Source organism: Rothia sp. 32237D007AR (assembly GCF_053544675.1).
In genome coordinates, this window is the sequence record NZ_JBPPUO010000003.1 from 25,553 (window position 1) to 49,854 (window position 24,302).

Here is a 24,302-nt window from a genome sequence, read left to right on the forward strand (position 1 = left end):
AGTAGATAAGGACAAAATCTCTATGATTATTACCGAGATCCTCGGAAACGCTTCGACAGATCAAGGGCAGCAGCTTCTCGCTGGCCGGCATATTGAGAAAGTCACCTTGCCTAGTGCTGATTTGGTGAAACGGATTCAGCGTCTTACTACTGACCATCATCGTGAGCTGGGTCTGCGTCTGCCCGCCAAATCACCGGATTTGCAGGACGGCGATATCTTGTTGCTAGAAGATACCGGTGAGCATGGTAACGCTGTGGTTGTTGCAGTCTTGCCGACAGATGTTCTGGTGATAGCTCCGCCGACCATCCTGCAGATGGGTTTTGTAGCTCATTCTTTAGGCAACCGCCACTTACAGGCCCAGTTCTTCGATGAAACCAGTGAATATGGTGCTGAGGTGATGGTGGTGCAGTATGACCACACTGTGGAAAGTTTCTTGCTGCACCATGAGGTTCCTTTTGAGCGGATGGAGCGGGTTATGCCGGTTCCTTTCCGTCATACTGAGCATACGCACTAGGGGTTGGCTGTGAAACTCGACCCCATGTTTGCCATGATGCAGCTCACCGACTCTGCGGTGCCGACCGGCGCTTTTAGCCACTCACTGGGCTTTGAAACCTACATGCACCGAGAAATTCTGGTGGATGAAGCAAGTTTCTCAGCCTGGCTTGAGATGTTTATTAAAGAGCAACTGTGCTACACCGATGCACTAGCTATCCGGTTAGCTTATTCCTGCGCCTCCGGTGAGGAACTAGCAGATTTAGATGAGCTGCTGACCGCAGCTACCTTACCGCAACAGGTGCGGGAGGGAACTGCCACCATGGGGCGGCGTCTGCTGGCCTTAGCCTCGATGAGCTACCCCAGCGCGGGCATCCAGGACTACTCCGAACGAGTAGCTACCGGGCAAGCAAGTAGCCACCCCGCCCTCGTCTGGGGAATGCTAGCTAGAGAGCTAAAAATAGCTGAGGATGAAGCCGTAGCATCCCACCTTTATGCCACGGTAATTTCATTGACGCAGAACGCAGTGCGCGCAATACCCCTGGGGCAGAATACCGGCCAACGGATTATCAGGGCAGCCCAGGGGTGGGTAAAACACGCTACCTCTGTTTCTGCCCAGCTAAGCCCTGATGATCTTGGCGCGATTGCTCCGGGGCTTGAAATTGCCCAGATGAACCACGAGCGGCAACGTGCCCGCATGTTCATGAGCTAATCACCGAGTCAAACATTGAAAGAAGAAAGAACGATGGACCCTATTATTATCGGAATCGGCGGCCCCGTTGGCGCTGGTAAAACTCAGCTCATCGAGCGTATCTCTCGCGCAATGAGCGATGAAGTATCGATGGCTGCGATCACCAACGATATTTACACCATTGAAGATGCAAAAATTCTAGCCCGTAACTCAGTGCTCCCCGAATCACGCATTATCGGCATCGAAACCGGCGGCTGCCCCCACACCGCTATCCGTGAAGACACCTCCATGAACGAGGCAGCCATCGAAGAACTAAAGAAACGATTTGACGATTTGCAACTGATTTTCGTTGAATCAGGTGGCGATAACCTCTCCGCCACTTTCTCACCTGAACTCGTAGATTTTTCTATGTACATCATTGACGTAGCGCAGGGAGAGAAAATCCCCCGCAAAGCGGGCCAGGGCATGATTAAATCTGACCTCTTCATCATCAATAAGACCGATCTGGCCCCCTACGTTGGTGCTGACCTAACGGTGATGGAAGCAGATTCACAGGTCTTCCGTAAAGACAAGCCTTTTGCCTTTACCAACCTGGTGACCGATGAAGGCCTAGAAAACGTGCTGAACTGGATCCGCAAGGACGTGCTCATGCTCGATTTAGCTGATTCCTAGCCTTAAGGTGCCGGTGAAGAAGAAAGAAGAGAGTATGCCCACCTCAACACATGATACTGGGCGCCATCACCAGCCCGAATGCAAAGAGGGGACCAAACCGCAACCTGAGAACTGGGCCGGTCAGCTACGTCTGAACATTGCCCAACGGCAGGGTACCTCCTACGCTGCCTCCCAGTATCATGAGGGAGCTCTCCGCATTTTGCGCCCGCACTACCTCGATAAGAGCGGGCAGGTTAATTACACCATCATTAACCCAGGTGGGGCTTACTTCGGTGCTGACCGCTACCTGCTAGACCTTACTATCCAGGACCAAGCATCCTTAGTGCTGACCACCCAGTCTGCAACCAAAATCTATAAGACCCCACAGGGCCCTGCCTACCAGCAGCTTACAGCCAAGCTAGGGGAGGGAGCAGTACTGGAATATGTTCCAGACCAGCTCATTCTCTACCGCCAAGGAGCCTACCGTCAGTCCTCTTCCATCGACATGGACCCTACCGCCAGTCTGGCGCTCACCGAAATAATTACCCCCGGTTGGGCACCAGATGGCAGCAGCTTCGGCTATGAAGAGCTATGGATGCGCACCGAGGTGCGGGTTACTGGGCCCGCAGGCCCCAAACGCCTTGCCGTAGACCAGCTCCGACTCCGCCCCTCAGACTACACCGACATTCAAGGGATCGGTCTGATGGAAGGCTATTCTCACACCGGGCAGCTACTCATCGCTGATGCCCGCATCGACCAGGCCCTCTATGAGCGCATTGCCACCGTGGCTGAAGAATCTCCCACCCGTAGCGGGGTCAGCCGAATAGGTGGCGACAACACCTACGGAGTCAAAGCCCTCATCGTGCGTAGCCTAGCTCAATCGACCGGCGAAATTATGTCTTTGCAACACTCCATTATTGATGAGATAAGGGCCCTGTGGCGTGGCCAAGGCCCACTCGATTTACGAAAATACTAGGGAAACAGGGTTATGTTTTATATTCTCAGTGCGCTCCGAGGAATCTCTCAAATATTTTTTGCGCAGAACGCGGCAACAGGGCTCCTAGTCCTTGCAGGCATGGCCCTCTTCGACCTCAGAGCTGCTGCGCTCATGCTCCTAGGGTCAGCAGTACAAGGGGCCACCGGCCTTGCAAGCGGCCACAAAGACCAAGTACAGGCTGGCCTCTTCGGATTCAACGGCGCCCTGGTAGGAGCAGCTACCGGTGTACAACTTCAAGACTGGACGCTGGGAATCACCCTCACCCTGGTAGGGGCTGCTACCTGCACCCCCGTTGGCGTATTCTTTGAACGTCTCTTTGCCAGCCCCGCCCTGAACTGGGCCAAACTACCCGTATCAACTGCACCCTTTTGCACCGTAACAGGTCTTCTCATAACAGCAGTTGCCAGCCTCAGCGTCACAGGCCCTCTCACCACAGGTGAAGGACTCGCCGGGGCAGGTACCGGCATAGCAAACAGCATCGCCGAAGTGATTCTAGCTGACGGGCCCTTCACCGGCGTCCTCATCGCCCTAGGCCTAGTGATAGCCCCACTAGAACTAGGAGCCTTCGCCCTCTACGGCGCTGCCCTAGCACTCATCATCGCCACGCTCACCCACGGCGGGCTCCTTGAAAGCTCTACCGGACTCTACGGCTACAGCGCAGTCCTTGTCTCCATCGCAGTAGGCGCAATCTTCTGGCCAGAAGCATCACTTACCACCCGAATCATCGGAGCAACAGCCGGGGTCGCTCTCACCACCGCCATCCAACCACTGCTAGCCTTAACCCCTCTACCGGTCTACACCTGGCCCTTCCTGCTCTCACTATGGATCGTGCTAGCAGCCCGCGCAGCAACCACCGCCAAGCAACACAAAAACCTCACCGAAGCCCAGCAGGAAGCCACTGCCTAAATGTCGCTGATAGCCTCAACCGGCTCACTCTCACACCCCCAAGAACCGGCTACAATCCCGCCCAACCCAGACAAGACCCACCAGCTAGGTCTACAAGGCCGCCGCCGCGTGGCGTCCTTCTGGCTCCTAACGCTCACCATAGCCACCCTGGCCGCTGCCACCCTAGGCCTACTAGTAGGCTCAGTACCCCTCAACCTAGGGCAAGCTCTCACTGTCATCGGCCACCACACCCTGGGCCTAGCCCTACCCGAGAACCTAGGCCCAGCCACAGACGCCATCATCTGGCAGGTCCGACTCCCACGCATCATCCTCGCCCTGGCAGTAGGCACCCTCCTGGCCCTAAGCGGTATGGTCCTCCAAGCCATGGTGCGCAACCCTCTGGCCGAACCTCACCTCCTCGGCATCAACTCTGGGGCCTCAGCAGGGGCAGCCCTCGCCATCCTCTTCGGCCTAGGAGCAGGGGCCCTCGGCTCCCAAGCTCTACCTATCACGGCCTTCCTCGGCGCCCTCATCGCCTCAGCCATGGTCTACCTGCTGGCCACCACCGGCGGCCGCTTCACCTCCCATCGCCTCCTCCTCTCCGGCGTGGCAGTAGGCTACGCCCTCACCGCCCTCACCAGCTTCCTCATCGTCATGAGCGGCAACGCAGAAGGCACCCGATCAGTCATGTTCTGGCTACTAGGGTCACTCGCACTGGCAAGCTGGGGGATTAGCCTGACCGTAGTCGTAGCGGTCACTGTACTCACTGGCCTTATTTTCTACCTGATGAGCCACTATCTAGATGTGCTCTCCGTTGGCGACGAGTCAGCACACACCATGGGCCTGTCCCCAGAGAAAATCCGTATCGTCCTTCTGCTAGTGGTCTCCTTAGGAGTAGGAACAGCGGTCGCAGCCTCAGGCAGTATCGGCTTCATCGGCCTCATCGTTCCCCACCTCACCCGCAAACTCGTCGGTGCCACCCACCGTCTAGCCCTGCCCGTAGCAGCCGTCATGGGCGCAGGGATCATGACGCTAGCTGACATCCTCTCGCGTACACTCATCGCACCGCAAGAACTTCCCATCGGCATCCTTACCGCCCTACTGGGTACACCCCTGCTCATCATGCTTATCAGAGCCCAAAGAGCCTAAAAACTACACAAGGTAATACAGCCTATTCAAGAAACGGAGATCCCCCATGAGCCTTCCCACACCCCGCCTGCGTACCGCCTGCCTGACTCTAGCGTCCGCCCTGATCCTGTGCTCCTGCGCTAGCACCAGCTCTACCAGCACACAGAATGCCAGCAGCGAGCCAGGTTTCCCCCTCACCATAGAAAACTGCTCAACCTCCATTACCATCGACCACAAACTTGAGCGTGTTGCCCTTCTTGAACCTGCCTCAGCAACAGCTCTAGCCCAGCTAGGTGTTCTCGATCGGGTTGTTGCCCGTGCAGGAGCCTACCCGGATGAGTACTACAGCCCCCAGGTGCGCTCCCAGATTGCTGAGATCCCTAACTACACCCAAGACCTGGACCCCACCGGTCACGTGCAAATCTCCATCGATAAGATTCTCTCTGACCAGCCCGATAGCGTCTTCCTGGGAGAAGTTGAAAACATCACCCCTGAATCCCTTGTTGAGATGAACATCCCCGTTATCCAGGAACCTGCCATGTGCCGCACCGGGGCACCGGAATCTCAAAGCTACCAGAGCGTCTATGACCAGGTGAGCATGTACGGGAAAATTTTTGGTGTTGAAGATAAGGCAGAACAAATCAACAGCGAACTTGCCCAGCGAGTTAAAGCTGCTGAAGAGACCGTCGAACAATCAGGGCGCCAAGGCCGCACCGCCGCAGTACTCTACCCAACCGTTGGTGGCGGCACTATCTATGCCTACGGCACCCGCTCCATGGCAGACCCCCAACTTACAGCAGCAGGGTTTATCAACGTTTTTGCAGACACCGACCAGCGCGTCTTTGAAGTGACCCCCGAAGAGCTCATCGCCCGCAACCCCGATGTGCTGATTCTGCTGCACACTGACGGCCAAGCCCAGCCTGTCGAAGATGCCCTACGTTCCATGCCCGGTGCATCATCCATCACCGCGGTGAAAGATGACAATATTATGGTTCACCTGATGAACTTCACTGAGCCAGCCACGCCCCTGTCTGTTACCGGCCTTGAGAACATTGTCGATCGGTTCTATTCATGATCTCAGCCCAAAACCTGAGCTACTCCTACGGCACACACCAGGTCATCGCCGATGTTTCCTTCTCCACAGCCCCAGGCCAAATAACCGGTCTGGTGGGGCCTAACGGGAGCGGAAAATCTACCCTGATTCGTCTGCTCAGCGGCATCATGAGCCCCAACAGCGGAACCATCACCATCGACGGTGAACCCCTCAACCACCTCAGCGCCAAAGCCCGCTCCCAGCGGATCGCGGTTGTCGTTCAAGAGCGGGACGCAGAGCCCGGCCTGAGCGTCGCTGAGATGGTGATGCTGGGGCGCACACCCCATCTAGGGATTTTTCAACATGCTGGGGCAGAGGACGAACAGGAAGTAGCCCTAGCCCTAGAACAGGTAGATGCTCTCAAACTGGCCCATCGGTCCTTTTCTCAGCTATCAGGTGGAGAAAAGCAACGGGTACTGGTAGCGCGAGCTCTTGCCCAGAAAACTAACTACCTCTTATTAGATGAGCCGACGAATCACCTTGATGTCCGCCATCAGCACGAGCTGATGCAACTGATTCGGGCCAGCCAGCGACAGGTTATCGTGGTCTTGCACGACTTAAACCTAGCTGCCCAATACTGTGACCGTATTGCTATACTCCACCAGGGGCACATCGTTAGCCAAGGGCAACCACAAGATGTACTGGTTCCTGAAGTATTAGAGCCGGTCTATGGTGTACGTGTGCACCCCACAGACGTGCGCGGCACCCGTCAGCTCTTCTTCGAACTTAAGCCGTAAGAACTCTTTTAGAAGAGCCGCCCTTCAGCCTCGGCGCTAGGTTCTTCGAGGGCCAGTAGGTATTCTTTGCGTTCTAACCCTCCAGCGTAGCCGGTGAGTTTACCGTCAGCGGCTAGAACCCGGTGGCAGGGAATGAATATGGAGACCTTGTTGCGCCCTACCGCCTGCCCTACTGCCTGGGCTGGTGCGCCTGGGCCCACAATCTTAGAGATAGCCCCGTAGGTGGTGGTGTAACCGTAGGGGATATCTTGCAGGGCCGCCCAGACAGCTAACTGAAAATCTGTGCCTTCAGGGGCGATAGGCAGCTCAAAGACGGTGCGCTGGCCAGCAAAATATTCCAGGAGCTGGGCTTGGGCGTCGGTGAGCACATCGCAATCGCTGATTTCGATGCGGCGCCCCAGGGCATCGCTGGTGGGGAAATGAGCCTGGCCGGTGAACCAGGCGCCGGTGAGCACCTGCCCATTAGAGGCCAGAATCATTTCCCCGAGCGGGGTGAGGGTGTGGGCGTGGTGGCTCGTCATACTTAGTCTTGTTCGACGTCCTCATCGACCCAGTCCAGGGTCTTTGAGACAGCTTTCTTCCACAGGCGGTACTGGCGTTCGACTTCGTCCTTTTCCATCTGGGGTTCCCAGCGTTTGTCTTCGGACCAGTTGTCGATAACGTCCTGTTCACCTTCCCAGAAGCCAACGGCGATACCGGCTGCGTAGGCGGCACCTAGGGCGGTGGTTTCGATGACCTTGGGGCGGATGACGGGCACCCCTAGCAGGTCTGCCTGGAACTGCATGAGGAACTCGTTAGCGGTCATACCACCATCAACGCGTAGCTCTTCAAGTTCTACATTAGTGCCAGCGGCTTCGGCGTCAGCGTTCATAGCGTCGAGTACTTCGCGGGTTTGGAAGGCGGTAGCTTCAAGGGCTGCGCGGACGATGTGGGCCCGGTTGACGTAGCGGGTGAGGCCTACAATGACGCCGCGGGCATCTGATTTCCAGTGGGGTGCGAAGAGCCCGGAGAAAGCAGGTACCACGTAGGCTCCACCGGAGTTTTCGACGCTGGTGGCTAGTTCTTCTGATTCGCTGGCATCATCAATCATTCTGAGGTTGTCGCGCAGCCACTGGATGAGGGAGCCTGAGACGGCGACGGAGCCTTCCAGGGCGTAGACGGGGGCCTTCTCGCCGAGCTTGTAGGCAACGGTGGTGAGCAGACCGTTTTCTGAGATGACGGGTTCGTTGCCGGTGTTCATGAGCATAAAGTTACCGGTGCCGTAGGTGTTCTTGGCCATACCTTTTTCGAAGCAAGCCTGGCCGAAGGTGGCTGCCTGCTGGTCACCGAGGATACCTGAGATGGGGGTTCCGTGCAGCAGACCCTTGGGGCGGCCGTGCCCGTAGACTTCGGAAGATGACTTAATCTCGGGCAGCATGCTCATGGGGATACCCATATCGGCTGCGATGTTTTCGTCCCATTCTAGAGTTTTGATGTTCATGAGCAGGGTGCGGGAGGCGTTGGTGACGTCGGTGATGTGCACCCCGTCTTCAACGCCGCCGGTGAGGTTCCACAGCAGCCAGGTATCGGTGGTACCAAAGAGTAGGTCGCCTGCTTCTGCTTTGTCGCGGGCTCCTTCAACGTTGTCGAGGATCCACTTGATTTTGGGCCCTGAGAAGTAGGTGGCTAGGTTCAGGCCCACAATATCCCGGTACTTGCCGGGGCCTTCGTCGCCGCCGAGTTCGTCGCAGATTTTTTGGGTGCGGGTATCTTGCCAGACGATGGCGTTGTAGATGGGTTTGCCGGTGTTTTTGTCCCAGACGACGGTGGTTTCACGCTGGTTGGTGATGCCTACAGCGGCGATTTCGTGGTGGTTTACTTCGGCCTTGGTAAGGGCTTCACCGACTGATTTTCGCACGTTCTCCCAGATTTCCATGGGGTCGTGTTCGACCCAGCCAGCTTTGGGGAAGATTTGTTCGTGTTCGTGCTGGCCCACGCTTTTGAGGTGACCGTCTTTGGTGAAGAGAATGGCGCGGGAGCTGGTGGTGCCCTGGTCGATGGACAGGACGTACTTCTTACGTTCGGGGAGCTGTGACATGGTTTTCCTCTTTTCGTGGGTGCGCCGCCTTTGGCGCGGTGGTGAGGCTTACTTGTTTTTAGTATATGGTGCGGACGCCGGCGACCGGCTTATCCCAGGAGGGCCGGTACAAGGAGCGCGGCTGCCGCTGCGCCGATGAGGGGCCCAATGACTGGCACCCAGGCATAAGCCCAGTCAGATGAGCCCTTGCCTTTGATGGGCATGAGGGCGTGGGCTAGGCGGGGTGCTAGGTCGCGGGCAGGGTTGATAGCGTAACCGGTGGGGGTGCCCAAGGATAGGCCGATAGCAACAACGATGAAGGCTACAGCTAGGGGTCCTAGCCCTGAGGGGGTGCTGCCAGAGGCCAGGACGAAGCCAACGAGCACGAAGGTGCCGAAGGCTTCGGTGAGGGTGTTCCACCCGTAGGAGCGAATGGCTGGGCCGGTGGAGAAGATACCCTTGGTGGTGCCCGGCTCTGCCTGATCAAAGTGCTTCTTATAGACCAAGAAGGCACCCCAGGCACCCAGGAAGGCACCTACCATCTGGGCTGCCACATATATGAAGAAGTGGCCGGTGGTGGGGGAGATACCAGGGGCGAAGTCACCACCAGAAAGGAGCAGTCCCAAGGTGACAGCGGGGTTGAGGTGGGCACCGGATGGGGCAGACATGTAGACGGCAGCAAAAACTGCCAGGCCCCACCCAAAGGCGATAGTGAGCCAGTCAGTGTTCTTAGCAGCTGACTTGGGCAGGGTAACTGCAGCGCAGACCCCAGCACCTAACAGGATCAGGATTCCGGTTCCAATAACTTCAGACACGAAAGCACCCAGGACGGTTGCGGTGCCCTCTGCGGTAACTAGGGCGCTTGCCTGGAAGCTGGCTTCAGCGCCAGCGGCCAGTAGTGAGCTCATCGTCGACCTCATATTTTCTGTGAAAGCCAGGCGCCTGCGGTAGGCACCTGGCAGCTAGTAGTATTCAATTCTTTACCCCAGGCCAGGGCCCTTTACTGGAGCGCACGCACCGGGCGGCGGGGCGCCACCTGAGGCGCCCCAAGAACTTCAGCGGCGGCGTCCGCGTCCTCAGTGCGAGTTTCAGCCGCAGCGATAGCTTTAACCCGCGCAGCGTACATGTCCTTTTCACGGGTCACGGTGGCCTGGCCCCAGCCAAGTTCAGCGGCCATGATCTCAAGAACCTCATCGGCGGCTGCCAGGCCACGATCAGTAGCCTCAAGATCTAGGCGGACGCGGCGCACCAGCACATCTTCAAGGTGCAGAGCCCCTTCAGCCCGCACCGCCATAGCCACATCGGCCCGCAAAAACTGGGATGCCTGCGCCAGCGGAGCACCCAGGGACGGGTCTTCCTCGATGAGGGTGAGCACATCAGCCAGCTCAGCGCCGTAGCGTTCTAGCAGGTGCTCCACACCGTCCTCATCCCAGCCCTTCTCAGCAGCCAGCGCGCCGGCACGGGCTGCCAACACCTCATACCCCTCAGCACCGACCAGCTTGATGTTCTCGGTAACAGAGGGCAGATCCTTGGCGCGGTCGCCCAGGGCGAAGTCCACGGCGTCCTCGGCCATCACGCGGTAGGTGGTGAGCTTACCACCGGCGATAGCGCTCATGCCGGGGGCAATCTCCATGACAGTATGCTCACGCGAGACCTTAGTAGATGCAGCATTCTCACCCTTCTTCACTACCGGCTGCAGCAGGGGGCGCAAGCCAGCGTAGGAGCTGATAATATCGGCCTCGGTCAGCTCATCGGCAATCAGCTTATTAGCCTGGTCGAGCACATAGCGAATATCTGCCTTGGTGGCGACGGGGCGCTCACGGTCCTCGGTGTAGGGGGTGTCAGTGGTGCCAATAATCCAGTACCGCTGCCAAGGAATAATGAAGAGAACCGACTTCTCGGTCTTGGTGAAGATACCGCTGGTGGCCTTGATACGGTCGCGGGGCACGGTGATGTGCACACCCTTGGAAGCCAGCACCTTCAGGCCCTGGTCCTTAGTGGCCATGGACTCTGATTCTTCGGTCCACACGCCGGTTGCGTTGATGATGCGCGCGGCCTTGACGGTCTTTTCGTCGCCGGTTTCTAGGTCAACAATCTGGGCGCCGATAACTCGCCCGGCGGCGTCCTTGTTGATAGCGGTGACTTGGGTGCGGGAGGCTGCTAGGGCGCCGTAGCCTGCGGCGGTGCGGACCAGGTCGATGACTAGGCGGGCGTCATCCACGCGAGCATCGTAGAACTGGATGGCGCCGGTGAAGGCGGAATCTTTGATGCCGGGGAAGACTTTTTTGGTGCCTTCTTTGGTGAAGTGACGCTGGGCGGGTACGGTGCGGTGGCCACCGGCCCCGGCGAAGGCCATGGTGTCGTACATGCCGATGCCCACAGCGGAGTAGGCGCGCTCAATGAGGGGTGTTTTGAGGGGCCAGAGGAAGGGCTGGGCTTTGACGAGGTGCGGGGCGGTGTGTTCAAGGAGCAGGCCGCGTTCTTTGAGGGCTTCGGCAACTAGTTTGAAGTCTAGGTTGTAGAGGTAGCGTAGGCCACCGTGCACGAGCTTGGAGGACCAGGCGCTGGTGCCCGCTGCCCAGTCGCCTGCCTCGACAATGGCGGTGCGCAGGCCGCGGGTGGCTGCGTCCAGGGCTATGCCTGCCCCGGTGACACCGCCACCAATAACGAGGACGTCTACACCGGCTTCATCGGTCATGGTGGTCAGTGCCTGGGCGCGGGTTTCTGCTGAGAGGTGGGACTGGGTGGTGAAGGTGGCAGTCATGGGGATCTTCCTTGCGACGGGTTGCCTGGCTAATGTCTTGCTAACTATTTCAACCGTGCGAACAAATAACTGCCAGCTCTGTGAACAAATGTTCAGTTAGAATCGCACTATGATGAACAGAAGTCAGAATCAGGTTGTTGAGGCTGCCCAGCTTTATTACGGGGAGCATTTGACGATGTCAACTATCGCTGCACGCTTGGGGGTCTCCCGCCCCACCGTCTCTCGCCTGCTCAAAACTGCACGTGAAACCGGGGTTGTGGCGATTCATCTCAATGAAAAGGCCTATAATTCTGACCCGCTCGAAAAGCGCCTGTCTGACCTCTACCGGGTGCGGGTGACGGTGGTGCGCGCCCCCGAACACGCTACAGAACAAGCTCGTATGAGGAGGGTGGCAATAGCCACAGCAAACCTTGTGGACTCCCTCATGGTGCCCGGTACGACACTTGGTGTTGCCTGGGGCTCAACCGTAACCGAAGTGGCCCAGTTCCTGCCCAAGCGCCCGCTGACCGAGGTGACGGTGGTTCAGCTCAACGGGGCAGGCAACGCTGTGCAGACGGGGATTCCCTACTCGGGTGCGATTCTGGGGCAGGTGTCTTCTGCTTACAGGGCGCAGATGGTGCATTTCCCGGTACCTGCCTTCTTTGATTTTGCCGACACCAAGGCGGCCATGTGGCGGGAGCGGTCGATTCGCGGTGTGCTGGCAGTGCAGCGTAGCGCCGATATTGCCCTGTTTGGTGTGGGTGCTTTTGGTGGTGAGCTCAAGTCGCACGTTTATAGCGGAGACTATTTCAATGCGGAGCAGATGCGGGAACTACAGGGGCAGGGTATTGTGGGGGATATGTGCACGGTGCTGCTACGGGAGGATGGTACCTGGGCTGATTTGGCGGTGAACCAGCGGGCGACGGGTCCCACCCCTGCGGAGCTGGTGAAGATAGGACGACGCGTGTGCGCGGCTGCTGGCCGCCACCGCGCTGTTGCCCTGCGCGCCGCCCTAGTCACCGGCGCAATCACCGACCTGGTGGTGGATGCGGACCTGGCGGAGAGGCTTTTGTAGGGGCCTTTTATACTAGTATGCATACCCACACCGTACCGGGCATGGAACGAATAACTGCTGATAACGGATGAGCTTGAACTAGAACAGGTATGAGGCTTTTTCAAAAGGTTCTACAGGCTCACGCTCGTAGCTGATCCTTCTCACCTGGTTCGCCGACGCTCACAAGGCGATTCACACCAGCCCCAAGTCAGCAGCTTGGCAGTGAACCTTCGTCACCTAGACTTGTGAAGGTGAAGCTCCTTCTGAGAACACCTCTAATCTCTCCCTTGAGAGGGCTGTGAACAGAGTGATGAATTGTGCGCTGCAAACGGCGAGTTGTAGGCCGGTCTGGCGTGGTAACGGTCTTCCATGTATGGGCTGAAGGTACCTGTAGAGATTTAACGCCATGTGTGGTACTTATAGGTTAGTTGTCTCTTGGTGGAGATAGCGCTGATATCACACCGTGTGAAGAACCATCAAAATAAGTTCTTAACTCTTCAGATTTTAACGTAAAATCTATTACCTTCTGCGGAATTGATACGAAGCCGGATATGTCTGTGAGGCTAACATTGATTTGGCCACCTTCACCAAAATTTTTATAGTAAAAAGTTTTAAATTTCCCTATTTCTTCCGAAATGTCTATCAATAGTTTATGTTTAATTCTATTATTGGTATATATTCTCTTTAAGTCTTCTATACTATTATCAATTGAAAAATTTGGGAGAGTTTCTAATGAATGAATATGTTCACAAAACTCCATCACAAGGCTAGGAAGGAATGCTCGGTATTTCTCATTAAGTTTAAGCTTCCTATAATGGTTATTCGCACTATCTATATTATTAGTTGAGGAGTCAGGCGGATATGATTTTATTGCTAATACATCATGCAGTGTATCTATTTCAAAAGCGATTTTTTCCAGCAAGTCTACATTTAAGAAGTATGGATGTAACAGTGTGGAACCTATATCGCCAAAATCTTGTTCACCGATATTCGAGTTGCACTCGGAGCAGCAGGGAATTAAGTTGATTTGAGATGTTGCTAAAATTGGGTACTTATCTTTAGGGATAAAATGATCCCATGTATTAGCTAAGCTTAATTTACAGTAACTACATAAGCCATAGTTGGAGTAGCTCCTCGGATGACTCACGTAAGAGTCACGATATCTTTCGTAAGCATCTTTCATATAGTCTTTGAAGAGAATTCTGCTGCCTTCCGGGGTGGTGATAGGATAGTTGTTTTCGAACCAGTCTGTGAAGTCTATAATCTTATTTATTAAAATCGAAAAGTTGTTGCATTGTGCTGACTCAACATAATCCCTATTTAGCATTTCAAGGAAATAATAAAGCAGAATGGCTGCATGTGGATCAATGAGATATTTATTATCCGATCTTCTTTGGCGTAATGACTGAGCATCGGTTGGAAGTTCTTTTTGGGCGCAATCATATCGATGTAGTTTAAAGAAATCTTCATAGCTTAACTTTGGAATATCGTATGAATCTGGATACATAAAAAGTTTTCCTATTCAATTTCTAAACTCGCAAAAATCATTTGACCTTCGACGCCGAGCTCTTGGATGAGTTCGTCTCTTATTCGAATGTACTCTAGTCCGTCATATGAATTTTTATCTTTGATAAATTCCTTAATCCTTTTATAGAATCCTGAGTTTATAGATTCTAATCTAAAAATTTCCCGGTTAATTTTACCTGTATTTTCCCCATACGTCTTTAACGATGGGTTTGACACGGAAACTTTTCCAGAATCTAATCTTTCAAGTAACCAGACATTTTGTGATAACGTTTCTTGGAGTACCACAGGAGAATGTGTAGCTAGGATTGCTACTGAATTTTTTACAGTACAGATTTTCCCTATAGATTCAATAAACTTTGCTAGCAATGGGGGATGTAGATAGTTCTCTGGCTCATCAAATAGTAATAAACTACTATCAGACATCATGCTTATTAACCCGGTTAACGTTGCAATACATGTGAGGTTCCCAGAACTCTGAATGCTTAGATTTTTTTCAAGCGGTTGCAGAATTTTATCAAACGTAAGATCTGAATCATCGATACTGTCTAAAATATTCAAATTTTCAAAAAAATCTGGTGTAATATTCTCGATAGATTCTATCCAGAGCTTGAATCTATCGTCCTTCATCCATAAGAGGAGTTGCAAATGTGGGGAAATGAATTCAGAGATATTTTTTCGGATATCAGGATCATTTGTATATTTTTCGTGTTCGCCGTACTCTAAATCAGCCTTAGGGATTGAGTAAATTCCCAAATAGAGATTATTTATAACTTCTGAACTGGAGCTATCGTTGGTTGAAATTCTTGATATAATTTCTTTGTTCTGAAATGGCGAGAACGAAATATAGAAATAGTTACTTAATCTTGAAGTTTTTGTGCTTTCATTGGGGAATGATAGTTCTGAAAATTCCCCTAGGAAGATATCTTCCAAAAGCCGGGTTTTCCCGGAACCGTTTGCTCCTATGAGGGATATAATGTTTGCGTTTGTATACTTTTTTATATTTGATTCTGTCGTCTTAAAAGATATATCTCCGACATAAGGTGATTTTTCAGAATCAAAATGAATTTTAAAATCTAGTGTTGTTTGTGCTTCTTTTGCCGATGCTCCTTTCCGGAGCGTGCATAGTCTGTGGTAATATCCCCGAATTAGGTTCTCAGACGGGACGTCACGCATAAAAGAAAATTCAAACACACCAGGATTCTGGGTTTTAATTTCATCTAGTAAATTTAAATCTAGCGATATATCATTCAATATTTCTAGAATGAACTCTTTATCTAATGAATCTGAATTGTGGTATTCGTGCAGATTTCTATAATAAAATTCATTCCCTATTGAATAGAAGCCATCAGGCAACTGGTCGAGAGTTGGGCCATGTTGTTCGGATGCTTCTTCTAGTGCGCTCCTCTTGAGTGGTAAATCACTGCCGGTAATACGTTGCGTTTGTTTTGAGGCAATTTTTATACTAAATGATTCACTTCTGAATTCGTTATTAAGGATAAATAGTGTGCAGTGTGTGTAGTATCCATAGTCATTCCATGAACCATAATATATGTAAACACCATCAGTGGTTTGAGAATTAAAATCGTCCTTGGCTTCTTTAAGCCCTGCCCTGCTTATGGTGTCAAAATCTTTTCTAATAAAAATTGTCAACAATTCACCTGCTTTGCATGTATTGTTTATATATGGGATATATTGATAATTTTTTGTCACATCCAAAAACTTTAGAGTGCTTGCCATTGCAGTTTCAAAAACAGCAAACAATAGAGTAATCTCAGTGAACTACTCGTCAGATAACCTCCTGCAAGAAATCTTATCAAAGACTATAAACCAGAAGACCTGAGCTGAATATGGAAAACCTCCGCAGCTAGGGTAGTTGTCCTACCGCCGCCTTCAGCGCGTCCTTCACCGCTCTGATGGCGGGCTGGCCTGTGCTTTCGGTGCGGGTGGCCACATAAATCTCGCGGTAGGGGGCGCCGGGCAACGGAATAGCCTTCACCCCGTGTGCCCGGCTCAGTTCGTTGCCGGCAGCGGGCAGGGCAAAGGACGGCATAATAGCCGCCGCCCCGCCCGCTGCCAGCTGCAAATGTGTGTTCAAATCATCAATCACGTAGCGCACCTGCGGCTCGAACCCCGCCGCCCTGCACTGGTTGATACCCCCCAGGTGCGTGACGTATTATGCTCACCCTCAAAAACCCAGGGTAGGCGGGCTGCGTCGTCCAAGCTCTCAACCTCAGCATCGGCGGCAACCACCAGGTCGAGGGCGTCCTCGGTGAGGAGCTCAGAAGTAAGCTCGGGGTACTCGGGAATGTAGTGGTGGGGGTAAGACTCTGCAATTACCAGGTCGAACTCCCTGCTGCGAGTCAGGGACAGGCCGGTCTTCGGGTCAATCTGAACCACATGCAGCTGTACCTGCGGGGCATGCTCCGCAAGATGGGCCAGCGCGCCCGGCAGCAGAGCCTTGGCGGCTGACTGGAAGATTGCCAGCCGCACCTGCCCGGCAGGCACCCCCTCCAAGAGGGTGATGCGGGTGCGGGCGGCGTCTAGTTCCTTCAAAATATTGCGGGTGCTTTCCACTAAAATCAGGGCCTCGGTGGTCAGCTCCACTTGGCGCCCCACCTTGCGCAACAGGGGAGTGCCCACCTCTTTTTCCAACGTCGTAATTTGCTGGGAAATAGCGGAGGATGTCAGATGCAGGGCCTTGGCTGTTGCGGCCAGTGTGCCGCGCTCATGAATCTCAAGCAACATGGCCAGCCGGCGCAAATCGTACATGGTGCACTCCTGGCTGCGGGGTGGAAAGCGTCACGAATACAGGTTAGCAGAACTAAACATACTGCCTAAATAATATTCATTTTTCTAATAGTGTAACTTGCACCCAAAGATGGTGAAATGGATAACAAGACACAAAGTTCACCCCGCCCCCGCGCGGGCTAGCAGGAGGTACCACCCATGGCACAGCCTTTAAACGATACCCACCACCAGCAGTTAGCTCATCAAGCTATCCAGCTCGTTGCTGATTGGGTTGAAGAAGCGCAGAATGTCCCGGCCGACCCTGCAGCGCAGAAGCTAGCTGGCGTCCTTAAAGACCCGAAAGGACTTGACTTCACCGTAGGTTTCGTCGATGGCGTAGTACGCCCCGAAGACCAGGCCGTTGCCGGTAAAAACCTGGGCCGTATTGCCCCTATCGTCCCCTCCTTTCTGCCCTGGTATATGAAGAGTGCGGTAGGGCTAGGTGGCACGCTGGCGGCTCAAGCTAGCTGGCCCACGGTGCCTGTGGCCCGCGCAGTTCTGCGTCAGATGGTCGGCCACCTGATCGTTGATGCCCGCGATGAAAAGCTGGGCCCTGCTATCAAGCACCTGACCTCAACCGGTAATAAGCTCAACATCAACCTGCTAGGTGAAGCCGTGCTGGGGGACTGCGAAGCGGAGCGCCGCCTGAGCGAAACCAAGCGTCTGCTGGCCCGCGATGATGTCGACTATGTCTCCATCAAGGTTTCCTCAGTATCAGGCCCGCACTCCCACTGGGCTTTTGAGGAAGTAGTGGACGAGGCTGTCCGGCGCCTCACCCCGCTGTATGAGCTGGCTGCCAGCTCTCCTGCCCAGAAGTTCATCAACCTGGACATGGAAGAATACAAAGACCTGGATATGACTATCGAGGTCTTCACCAAGATCCTTGACCAACCCCACCTGAAAAACCTTGAAGCTGGTATCGTGCTCCAGGCCTACCTGCCTGACACCCTGGCAGCTATGCAGCGCCTCCAAGAGTGGGCCGCTCAGCGCCGGGAGGCTGGTGGGGCCCGCATCAAGGTGCGCCTGGTTAAGGGCGCTAATCTCTCTATGGAGAAGGTCGAAGCTGCCCTGCACGGCTGGCCCCTAACCACCTGCCACTCCAAACAGGAGACAGATACTAACTACAAGTGCATCCTCAACTACGCCTTGCATCCTGAGCGCACTAAGAACGTCCGTCTGGGTATTGCCGGGCATAACCTTTTTGATGTTGCTTTTGCCCTGCTGCTGGCTGAAGATCGCGGTGTGGAGAAGGATGTCGAGTTTGAGATGCTCATCGGTATGGCCTCCCAGCAAGCTGAGGTGATTCGCCGCCGGGTCGGCCACCTGCTGCTCTACACTCCTGTGGTGCGCCCCGAAGAGTTCGATGTGGCTATCTCTTACCTGGTGCGCCGCCTGGAAAAAAACGCTTCGAGTGAGAACTTCATGAGCGCGGTCTTCGATCTGGGTTCTTCTCCTGCCCTTTTTGAGCGTGAAAAAACCCGCTTCTTGTCCTCTCTCAGCGAGGTCACCGACCAGGTGCTAACGCCACAACGTGCCCAGAATCGTCTAGAAGAAACAGAAGAGACGGTTTTTAAGCCCGCTCAGGGAACCTTTGAAAATACTCCCGATACTGACCCAGCTCTGGCTGCTAACCGTAAGTGGGGCCGCGCCATCTTAGAGCGTTCAAAGACCACCCAGCTTGGTATCGAAACCCTGGCTGCCCACGAGCTGGGTTCTGGTGAGGACGCCCAAACCCTGCTTGCTGAGACCAGAGTAGCTAGCGAGGCATGGGGTGCCCGCCCTGCCTCAGAGCGTGCTGAGATTCTGCGTAAGGTAGCGGTAGCTTTGGCTATGAGCCGCGGGGATTTGCTAGAAATTATGGCTTATGAGGCCGGTAAGACCCTGGACCAGGGTGACGTTGAAGTTTCAGAAGCCGTTGACTTCGCCTACTACTACGCCATGCTGGCAGAGCGCCTGGATTCGGTAGACGGTGCCCGCCACCAGCCGGTTAAGCTTACTCTGGTGATTCCTCCCTGGAATTTTCCGACTGCAATTCCTGTCGGTGGTGTTATTGCTGCCCTGGCGGCAGGTTCAGCCGTCATCTTCAAACCTGCCTCCAATACTGCCCGTACTGGTGCCTTGCTTGCTGAGATACTCTGGGGCGCAGGTGTTCCCCGTGAGGTTTTGCGCCTGGTTAAGGTCACGGACCGCGAGGCTGGTCGGCAGTTCATTGCCCACCCGGTCGTTGACCGCCTGATTCTGACTGGTGGCTACGAGACCGCTGAGCTCTTCCGATCCTGGCGGAAAGATTTGCCCCTCTTCGGCGAGACCTCAGGTAAGAACTCTATTATCGTCACCCCTAACGCTGATCTCGACTTGGCGGTCAAGGACGTCGTCTCTTCGGCTTTCGGCCATGCAGGCCAGAAATGCTCAGCGGCTTCCACCGTGATTTTGGTGGGTTCAGTAGGGGAGTCTAAGCGCTTCTACAACCAGCTGGTTGATGCCGTAAAGTCCCTGCACGTTGCCTACCCTCATGATATCGAATCTGAGATGGGCCCTCTGATTGAGGAGCCAGAGGGCAAACTCAAGCGCGGTCTGACTACCCTGGGCGAGAGTGAAACCTGGGTTATCAAACCCGAGCAGCTGGATGAGACTGGTCGGCTCTGGTCGCCCGGCGTGCGGGCAGGCGTCAAACCCGGCAGTGAATACCACCTGACCGAATACTTTGGCCCCATTCTGGGTGTTATGAAGGCGGCCAGTTTGGAGGAAGCTATCGAGCTGCAGAACGCCACCGACTACGGTCTAACGGCTGGTCTGCATTCTCTGGACGCCGGGGAGCTGGAACTCTGGCTCTCTAAGGTTCAGGCCGGTAACCTTTATATCAACCGTGGCATCACCGGCGCTATCGTGCAGCGCCAGCCCTTTGGTGGCTGGAAGAAATCAACTGTGGGTTCTGGTGCTAAGGCTGGTGGGCCTAACTACCTGGTCGCCCTTTCTGACTGGGAGACCGCAGAATCCACCGCCACCACCGCCCCCTCACAGGCGGGCGTCCGCTCCATTCTTGCTGCCCTGGGCGAACCCACCGCCGCTCATGATGGCTCTCTCGATATGCTGGCCCGCGCGGCAAGCTCCGACGCTGAGGCCTGGGCCACCGAGTTTGGTGTGGGGCATGACCCCAGCCAGCTGGGCGTTGAACGCAACATCCTGCGCTACCTACCCATCACTGTTCAGGTACGCCTGGACGAGAATGGTGACCGTAACCGGGCCCTGCGCGTACTCCTTGCAGGGGTGGCAGCCGGTGCAAGTATTGAGTTCTCCACAGGCCAGAGCATGCCGGTAGCTATCGCCGGTGCCCTACGCGGGGCAGGCATCACCCTGCTTGAACAGAGCGACGCCGCCTACCGGGCATCGCTGGCCAAAATCGCCAAGACCCCCTCCCAGCAGCTTGAGGGGACCGCACTGGAAGGTGCCCGCATACGTTACATCGGTAATGATGCCGCTAGCGTTTATGAGGCGCTTGATGGTCGCCCCGATATTGCGGTCTACTTCCAGCCTGTGACCGAAGCAGGTCGCATTGAAATGCTACCTTTCCTACGTGAACAGGCTGTTTCTATCACTGCCCACCGGTTTGGTAACCCTTACAGGTTCTCTGAGGGTGTCATATAATTATTAGGTAAGAGCCCTTCTCCCTCGTTGGTGCTCTCTCGTCGAGTTTCACGCGCCTCGATGGCACTGCCCCACAAGTCCCATAAGAGAAAAGGACACCTCCGATGAGCAATGTTCCTGCAGAACTCAAGTACACCAAAGAACACGAGTGGGTCGGCGAGCTCACTGCTGATGGCACCGTCCGTATCGGTGTCACCGACCATGCACAAAACGAACTGGGCGATGTCGTCTACGTTGATTTGCCTGAGGTCGGTGAAACTATCGCCGCAGAGACCACCTTCGGCGAAATTGAATCCACCAAGAGCGTCTCAGACCTCTTTGCCCCTCTTGCTGGTGAGATTGTTGCCGTCAATGAAGACCTAGAGAATTCCCCTGAAATTGTGAACTCTGACCCCTACGGTGCGGGCTGGCTGATTGAAGTTCGCCCCAGCGATACCGCAGATCTTGAGGGTCTACTGTCAGCAGCTGACTACGAGGCAGAAATTGCCTAAACCCCGGTAACGTCAGAGCTGCTAGATGCTCAGGGCTGTCTTTTTACCCAAAAAGACAGCCCTTTAGCTTTGGGTAAAAACAGGAGAAATTGGTGGGAGAACACGGTAGGAACCGGGCAGAATAGAGGGTGAGTGGCTAAGATTAAACGAACGGTTCACTGTTTACCATTTCGTGACCTTGAACTGTTACTCTACACATCACACATACACCAGGGCGAGAACCCAGCCGCCCAAGGACAGAAGGACGAGACTCTATGGCCCAGCACGAAGCCCACCCACCCACAACTACTATCGCCATGGCAGCCCTGGGCGTATCTCAGTCCCATAACCCCACTGCCGAAGAACGTGACCTGTTGGCAACCCTGCCCGCCGGTTCTGCCGTCCTCATTGGGCTAGAAGGCCAGTTCAAGGGCGCCCGCTTCCTGCTGAGCCCCAGAACTGATGAAAATGGGGCAGATTTGCCCATCATCGCAGGCCGTAGCGCTGACTCAGACATTTACCTGGATGACGTGACCGTCTCCCGCCGCCACGCCCTCTTCATTCCCAATGCTGGAAGCTTTATCCTCACCGACGCTGATTCCCTCAACGGCACCTACGTGAATAAGGACCGCGTTGATGAGGCCTACCTGCGTAATGGCGATGAGATTTACATTGGCAAATTCCATTTTGCCTTCTACCAGGGCCAGGGGTAGCAGCTATGGCTCAGGCTCCCTCTGCTGAAACTGCTGGGGTAAAGAATAAGACCATCGGCCAGGTGCTCAGCGCCTTGGAGGGCGAATTTGAGGGTATTAGTGCCTCAAAAATTCGCTTTCTTGAAGATAAAGGTCTGGTGAGCCCGCAGCGTACCAATACTGGTTACCGTAAGTATTCGGAAGAAGATATTGAGCGTCTGCGCTTTGTGTTGCAGCTACAACGGGACCAGTACCTGCCGCTGAAGGTGATTCGTCAGCGTCTAGCTGATATTGATGCGGGGGTGGCCCCTGCCCCCGGTGCCGAACTTGCCAGTGAGCAGGGTAGTGGTGCGGACGCGTCCGCGCGGCCGGGTGCTGATGAGCTGGGCAGTGCCCGCCCAGCATCGCCTGTAGAGCAGGCACGCACCTATACTTTGCGTGAGTTGGGCCAGGAGGCTGGGGTGGATATGCCCCTGCTGCGTGAGCTGATGAATTACGGCTTACTGGCTGAGAATAAAGAAGCCTATGACCAGTACGATGTGGCTGTCACGAAGGTGAGTAACCAGCTCACTGCCCACGGCCTGCACCCCCGCCATTTGCGGGCTTTCCGTGCTGCTGCTGACCGTGAAGTTGATCTGGTAGAAACTGCGGTGGGCCCCTTGGCTTTGCGTAAGGATGATGAGTCCCAGGCGCGCGCTGCAGAGCTTGCCGGTGATATCGCCCAGCTTTTGTTGCGTCTACATATGGCCCTGGTCGCTGGTAGCATGCCGAGTTTCGACTAGCTCTGTGTGCTTTCAGGTGAGGGGCGCTGGGTGAATGTGCCCTGTCTTAATGACTAGAGCCATGTTAAAACGCCGGTGCTCCTGCCTGCCGATTAACCGGCAAAAGGGGTGTTGGGCGGGTAGGATAAGAGAGTCCATGATCAGTTCAAGGGAAGGAACCTCAAACCGTGACACAGCATAACGGTGACCCTAGCGCCCCCGCTGCGCTTCGAGGCGTACCTGCCCCCATGGATCAGCCCCTGCTGGGTATTGAAGATGTCATGCCCCGCACCTCTCCGGTGGGTGAGCAGGGCGTATTGTTTGATGACCCGGTTTCTCTGGTTGATGAGAACCTGGGCTACCGCGGCCCTACCGCTTGTAAGGCTGCGGGGATTACCTACCGCCAGTTGGACTACTGGGCGCGCACGCACCTGGTGGAGCCGACCGTCCGCTCTGCCAAGGGTTCTGGGTCTCAGCGTCTTTATTCTTTTCGCGATGTTCTAGTGCTCAAGATTGTCAAGAGCCTGCTCGATACTGGTGTTTCTTTGCAGCAGATTCGTACATCGGTTAATCACCTGCGTTCTCGTGGTGTTGAAGATTTGGCTGGTATTACCCTCATGTCTGATGGTGCCTCGGTCTATGAGTGCACTTCGGCCTCTGAGGTGATTGATTTGGTGCAGGCCGGTCAGGGTGTCTTTGGTATCGCTATCGGCCGGGTTTGGCGTGAACTTGAGGTGTCTTTGAGCGAGCTGCCCGGCGAGAATACTGCCCAGGAGGTGCAGCAAGAGGCTGAGGTTCATGATGAGCTTTCAGCCCGCCGAGCCCGTAAGGCTGGCGCCTAAAGAGCTATAGAATGTACCCCGCCTTCGCAGGATGCGAGGGCGGGGGTTTCTTGTGTGCAGGTCGAGGTGTGTGGGGTTTTTAGTTGTTGTCTGCTGCTTCCTGGTCAACTGATTCTAGGAGTCCCGCTAAGAGGGTGGAGAAGAGGTGGGCAAGGTCTTGGGCTTCTTCTTCGGGCCAGTAGTGCACAGGGTAGGCTGAGCCTTGAATCTGTTGTAGCAGGTGGGTTTCCGGCAGCATGGTGTCTGCGACGAGATCGCCGAAGAGCACTTTCATTTCTTCGATGCGGTAGTCGTGTTCGGGGTCCCCTGGGCGCACCTTGTTGATGACGACGGAGGCTGATTCGACGGCGTACTGGGTGTTAGCTTCAAAGCGGGCAATGGCGCGTAGGGTGCGTTCGGAGCCAGCAACGGAGAAGAGCGAGGGTTCTGCAACGGAAAGGACGCGGCCAGAGGCTGCCCAGGCCATTTCGGTGAGTCGGCCCAGAATGGGCGGGCAGTCGATGAGAATGAGGTCGAAGCTTTCCTGTACGGGTTCAAGGAGCTCTGAGAGGCGGGGGAGTAGGGTGGCTGAATCGAGGCCTTCTAGGGCTGTGAGGCGGGCGGATGCGCGCCCTACCCAGGTGCCAGCGTCCAGGCCGGTGCGTGAGGCGTTGCCTAGGCTGCCTAGGGTGGCCCAGGAGGCGGGGACGATTTCCTCTGCTAGGGAGTAGTCAGATGGTGCCAGGAGGAGTGTGCCCATGTCGGTGCCTTCGGTGGGGGTCACACCTAGGCCGGTGGAGGCATCTCCGTGAGGGTCTAGGTCGATGATGAGGGTTCGTAGGCCGCTGGCTTGAGCTGCTGATGCTAGCCCGAGTACGACTGATGTTTTGCCGACGCCGCCCTTTAGGCTGCTAATACTTACCACGCTGCTCATTGCTAGGGAAGCCTCTCGAATTTTGTGGGTACACACTGACTTTCTATGCTACCGAAGAGGGTGGGTGCCTAGCTCTTGGTGGTGGGAAAAGTCGGGCAAGCTCACACTTACCAACCCAAGTATTTGTGATGATGCTCA

Annotated in this window: 23 protein-coding genes; 14 read left to right on the forward strand and 9 right to left on the reverse strand. The window is 55.0% G+C overall.

What is annotated here, in order from left to right; all coding sequences use genetic code 11:
* Positions 1 to 22: 22 nt before the first annotated feature.
* Genes ureE through ACED87_RS02930 form a run of 8 tightly spaced genes read left to right on the forward strand, consistent with a single transcriptional unit; the run spans position 23 to position 6,674 of the window.
* Positions 23 to 514 carry an urease accessory protein UreE gene (gene ureE / locus ACED87_RS02895; protein ID WP_449083456.1) on the forward strand — a complete coding sequence of 164 codons (492 nt, stop codon included), beginning with the start codon at positions 23 to 25 and terminating at the stop codon, positions 512 to 514.
* Between the two features lie 24 nt (positions 515 to 538).
* Entirely contained in the window at positions 539 to 1,204 is a 666-nt protein-coding gene (locus ACED87_RS02900) for an urease accessory protein UreF (RefSeq protein WP_449083561.1), read from the forward strand.
* Between the two features lie 33 nt (positions 1,205 to 1,237).
* Complete coding sequence (gene ureG / locus ACED87_RS02905; RefSeq protein WP_449083458.1) at positions 1,238 to 1,855, forward strand: urease accessory protein UreG; 618 nt, start codon at positions 1,238 to 1,240, stop codon at positions 1,853 to 1,855.
* A gap of 34 nt (positions 1,856 to 1,889) precedes the next feature.
* Entirely contained in the window at positions 1,890 to 2,810 is a 921-nt protein-coding gene (locus ACED87_RS02910; protein WP_449089598.1) for an urease accessory protein UreD, read from the forward strand.
* Positions 2,811 to 2,822: 12 nt separating this feature from the next.
* Positions 2,823 to 3,737: an urea transporter gene (locus tag ACED87_RS02915; protein ID WP_449083462.1), complete on the forward strand. Its 915-nt coding sequence runs from the start codon at positions 2,823 to 2,825 to the stop codon at positions 3,735 to 3,737.
* A complete protein-coding gene (locus tag ACED87_RS02920) occupies positions 3,738 to 4,865 on the forward strand; it encodes a FecCD family ABC transporter permease (RefSeq protein ID WP_449083463.1) in 1,128 nt (375 codons plus the stop codon).
* A 46-nt stretch (positions 4,866 to 4,911) separates the two neighbouring features.
* Complete coding sequence (locus ACED87_RS02925; protein WP_449083464.1) at positions 4,912 to 5,919, forward strand: ABC transporter substrate-binding protein; 1,008 nt, start codon at positions 4,912 to 4,914, stop codon at positions 5,917 to 5,919.
* On the forward strand, positions 5,916 to 6,674 hold the full coding sequence (locus ACED87_RS02930) for a heme ABC transporter ATP-binding protein (protein ID WP_449083465.1): 759 nt from the start codon (positions 5,916 to 5,918) through the stop codon (positions 6,672 to 6,674). Before ACED87_RS02925 ends, ACED87_RS02930 begins: the two co-directional genes overlap by 4 nt.
* An 8-nt stretch (positions 6,675 to 6,682) precedes the next feature.
* On the opposite strand, the gene ACED87_RS02935 is transcribed toward ACED87_RS02930, so the two are convergent.
* From ACED87_RS02935 to ACED87_RS02950, 4 genes are all read right to left on the reverse strand, one after another.
* Positions 6,683 to 7,195, reverse strand: coding sequence for a methylated-DNA--[protein]-cysteine S-methyltransferase (locus ACED87_RS02935; protein ID WP_449083467.1), 513 nt, complete (start codon positions 7,193 to 7,195; stop codon positions 6,683 to 6,685).
* Between the two features lie 2 nt (positions 7,196 to 7,197).
* Positions 7,198 to 8,751 carry a glycerol kinase GlpK gene (glpK, locus tag ACED87_RS02940; protein ID WP_449083469.1) on the reverse strand — a complete coding sequence of 518 codons (1,554 nt, stop codon included), beginning with the start codon at positions 8,749 to 8,751 and terminating at the stop codon, positions 7,198 to 7,200.
* 89 nt (positions 8,752 to 8,840) lie between these two features.
* Complete coding sequence (locus ACED87_RS02945) at positions 8,841 to 9,638, reverse strand: MIP/aquaporin family protein (protein WP_449083471.1); 798 nt, start codon at positions 9,636 to 9,638, stop codon at positions 8,841 to 8,843.
* A 92-nt stretch (positions 9,639 to 9,730) separates the two neighbouring features.
* Positions 9,731 to 11,494 (reverse strand): FAD-dependent oxidoreductase, encoded by a 1,764-nt coding sequence (locus ACED87_RS02950; protein WP_449083472.1) that lies wholly within the window; start codon positions 11,492 to 11,494, stop codon positions 9,731 to 9,733.
* A 109-nt stretch (positions 11,495 to 11,603) separates the two neighbouring features.
* Here ACED87_RS02950 and ACED87_RS02955 point away from each other — a divergent pair, with 109 nt between their 5' ends.
* Positions 11,604 to 12,548, forward strand: coding sequence for a sugar-binding transcriptional regulator (locus ACED87_RS02955; RefSeq protein ID WP_449083474.1), 945 nt, complete (start codon positions 11,604 to 11,606; stop codon positions 12,546 to 12,548).
* Positions 12,549 to 12,951: 403 nt separating this feature from the next.
* Here ACED87_RS02955 and ACED87_RS02960 read toward each other — a convergent pair whose 3' ends face one another.
* The 4 genes from ACED87_RS02960 to ACED87_RS02975 form a co-directional block, all read right to left on the reverse strand.
* The gene (locus ACED87_RS02960) at positions 12,952 to 14,034 is read right to left on the reverse strand and encodes an HNH endonuclease (RefSeq protein WP_449089599.1); all 1,083 of its coding nucleotides are present in this window, start codon (positions 14,032 to 14,034) and stop codon (positions 12,952 to 12,954) included.
* Between the two features lie 11 nt (positions 14,035 to 14,045).
* Positions 14,046 to 15,815 carry an AAA family ATPase gene (locus tag ACED87_RS02965; protein ID WP_449083478.1) on the reverse strand — a complete coding sequence of 590 codons (1,770 nt, stop codon included), beginning with the start codon at positions 15,813 to 15,815 and terminating at the stop codon, positions 14,046 to 14,048.
* 103 nt (positions 15,816 to 15,918) lie between these two features.
* Positions 15,919 to 16,149 carry a hypothetical protein gene (locus ACED87_RS02970; RefSeq protein ID WP_449083480.1) on the reverse strand — a complete coding sequence of 77 codons (231 nt, stop codon included), beginning with the start codon at positions 16,147 to 16,149 and terminating at the stop codon, positions 15,919 to 15,921.
* 8 nt (positions 16,150 to 16,157) lie between these two features.
* Positions 16,158 to 16,823 carry a LysR family transcriptional regulator gene (locus ACED87_RS02975; RefSeq protein WP_449083482.1) on the reverse strand — a complete coding sequence of 222 codons (666 nt, stop codon included), beginning with the start codon at positions 16,821 to 16,823 and terminating at the stop codon, positions 16,158 to 16,160.
* Between the two features lie 177 nt (positions 16,824 to 17,000).
* Between ACED87_RS02975 and ACED87_RS02980 the strand changes: the two genes are divergently transcribed.
* The 5 genes from ACED87_RS02980 (at position 17,001) to ACED87_RS03000 (ending at position 23,251) form a co-directional block, all read left to right on the forward strand.
* The gene (locus ACED87_RS02980; protein ID WP_449083484.1) at positions 17,001 to 20,486 is read left to right on the forward strand and encodes a bifunctional proline dehydrogenase/L-glutamate gamma-semialdehyde dehydrogenase; all 3,486 of its coding nucleotides are present in this window, start codon (positions 17,001 to 17,003) and stop codon (positions 20,484 to 20,486) included.
* 104 nt (positions 20,487 to 20,590) lie between these two features.
* Positions 20,591 to 20,977: a glycine cleavage system protein GcvH gene (gcvH, locus tag ACED87_RS02985; protein WP_449083486.1), complete on the forward strand. Its 387-nt coding sequence runs from the start codon at positions 20,591 to 20,593 to the stop codon at positions 20,975 to 20,977.
* 254 nt (positions 20,978 to 21,231) lie between these two features.
* Positions 21,232 to 21,669: an FHA domain-containing protein gene (locus ACED87_RS02990; RefSeq protein ID WP_449083488.1), complete on the forward strand. Its 438-nt coding sequence runs from the start codon at positions 21,232 to 21,234 to the stop codon at positions 21,667 to 21,669.
* A 5-nt stretch (positions 21,670 to 21,674) separates the two neighbouring features.
* On the forward strand, positions 21,675 to 22,430 hold the full coding sequence (gene ftsR / locus ACED87_RS02995) for a transcriptional regulator FtsR (protein WP_449083490.1): 756 nt from the start codon (positions 21,675 to 21,677) through the stop codon (positions 22,428 to 22,430).
* Positions 22,431 to 22,657: 227 nt separating this feature from the next.
* The gene (locus tag ACED87_RS03000) at positions 22,658 to 23,251 is read left to right on the forward strand and encodes a MerR family transcriptional regulator (RefSeq protein ID WP_449083563.1); all 594 of its coding nucleotides are present in this window, start codon (positions 22,658 to 22,660) and stop codon (positions 23,249 to 23,251) included.
* 79 nt (positions 23,252 to 23,330) lie between these two features.
* On the opposite strand, the gene ACED87_RS03005 is transcribed toward ACED87_RS03000, so the two are convergent.
* Complete coding sequence (locus tag ACED87_RS03005; RefSeq protein ID WP_449083491.1) at positions 23,331 to 24,164, reverse strand: ParA family protein; 834 nt, start codon at positions 24,162 to 24,164, stop codon at positions 23,331 to 23,333.
* Between the last annotated feature and the right edge of the window lie 138 nt (positions 24,165 to 24,302).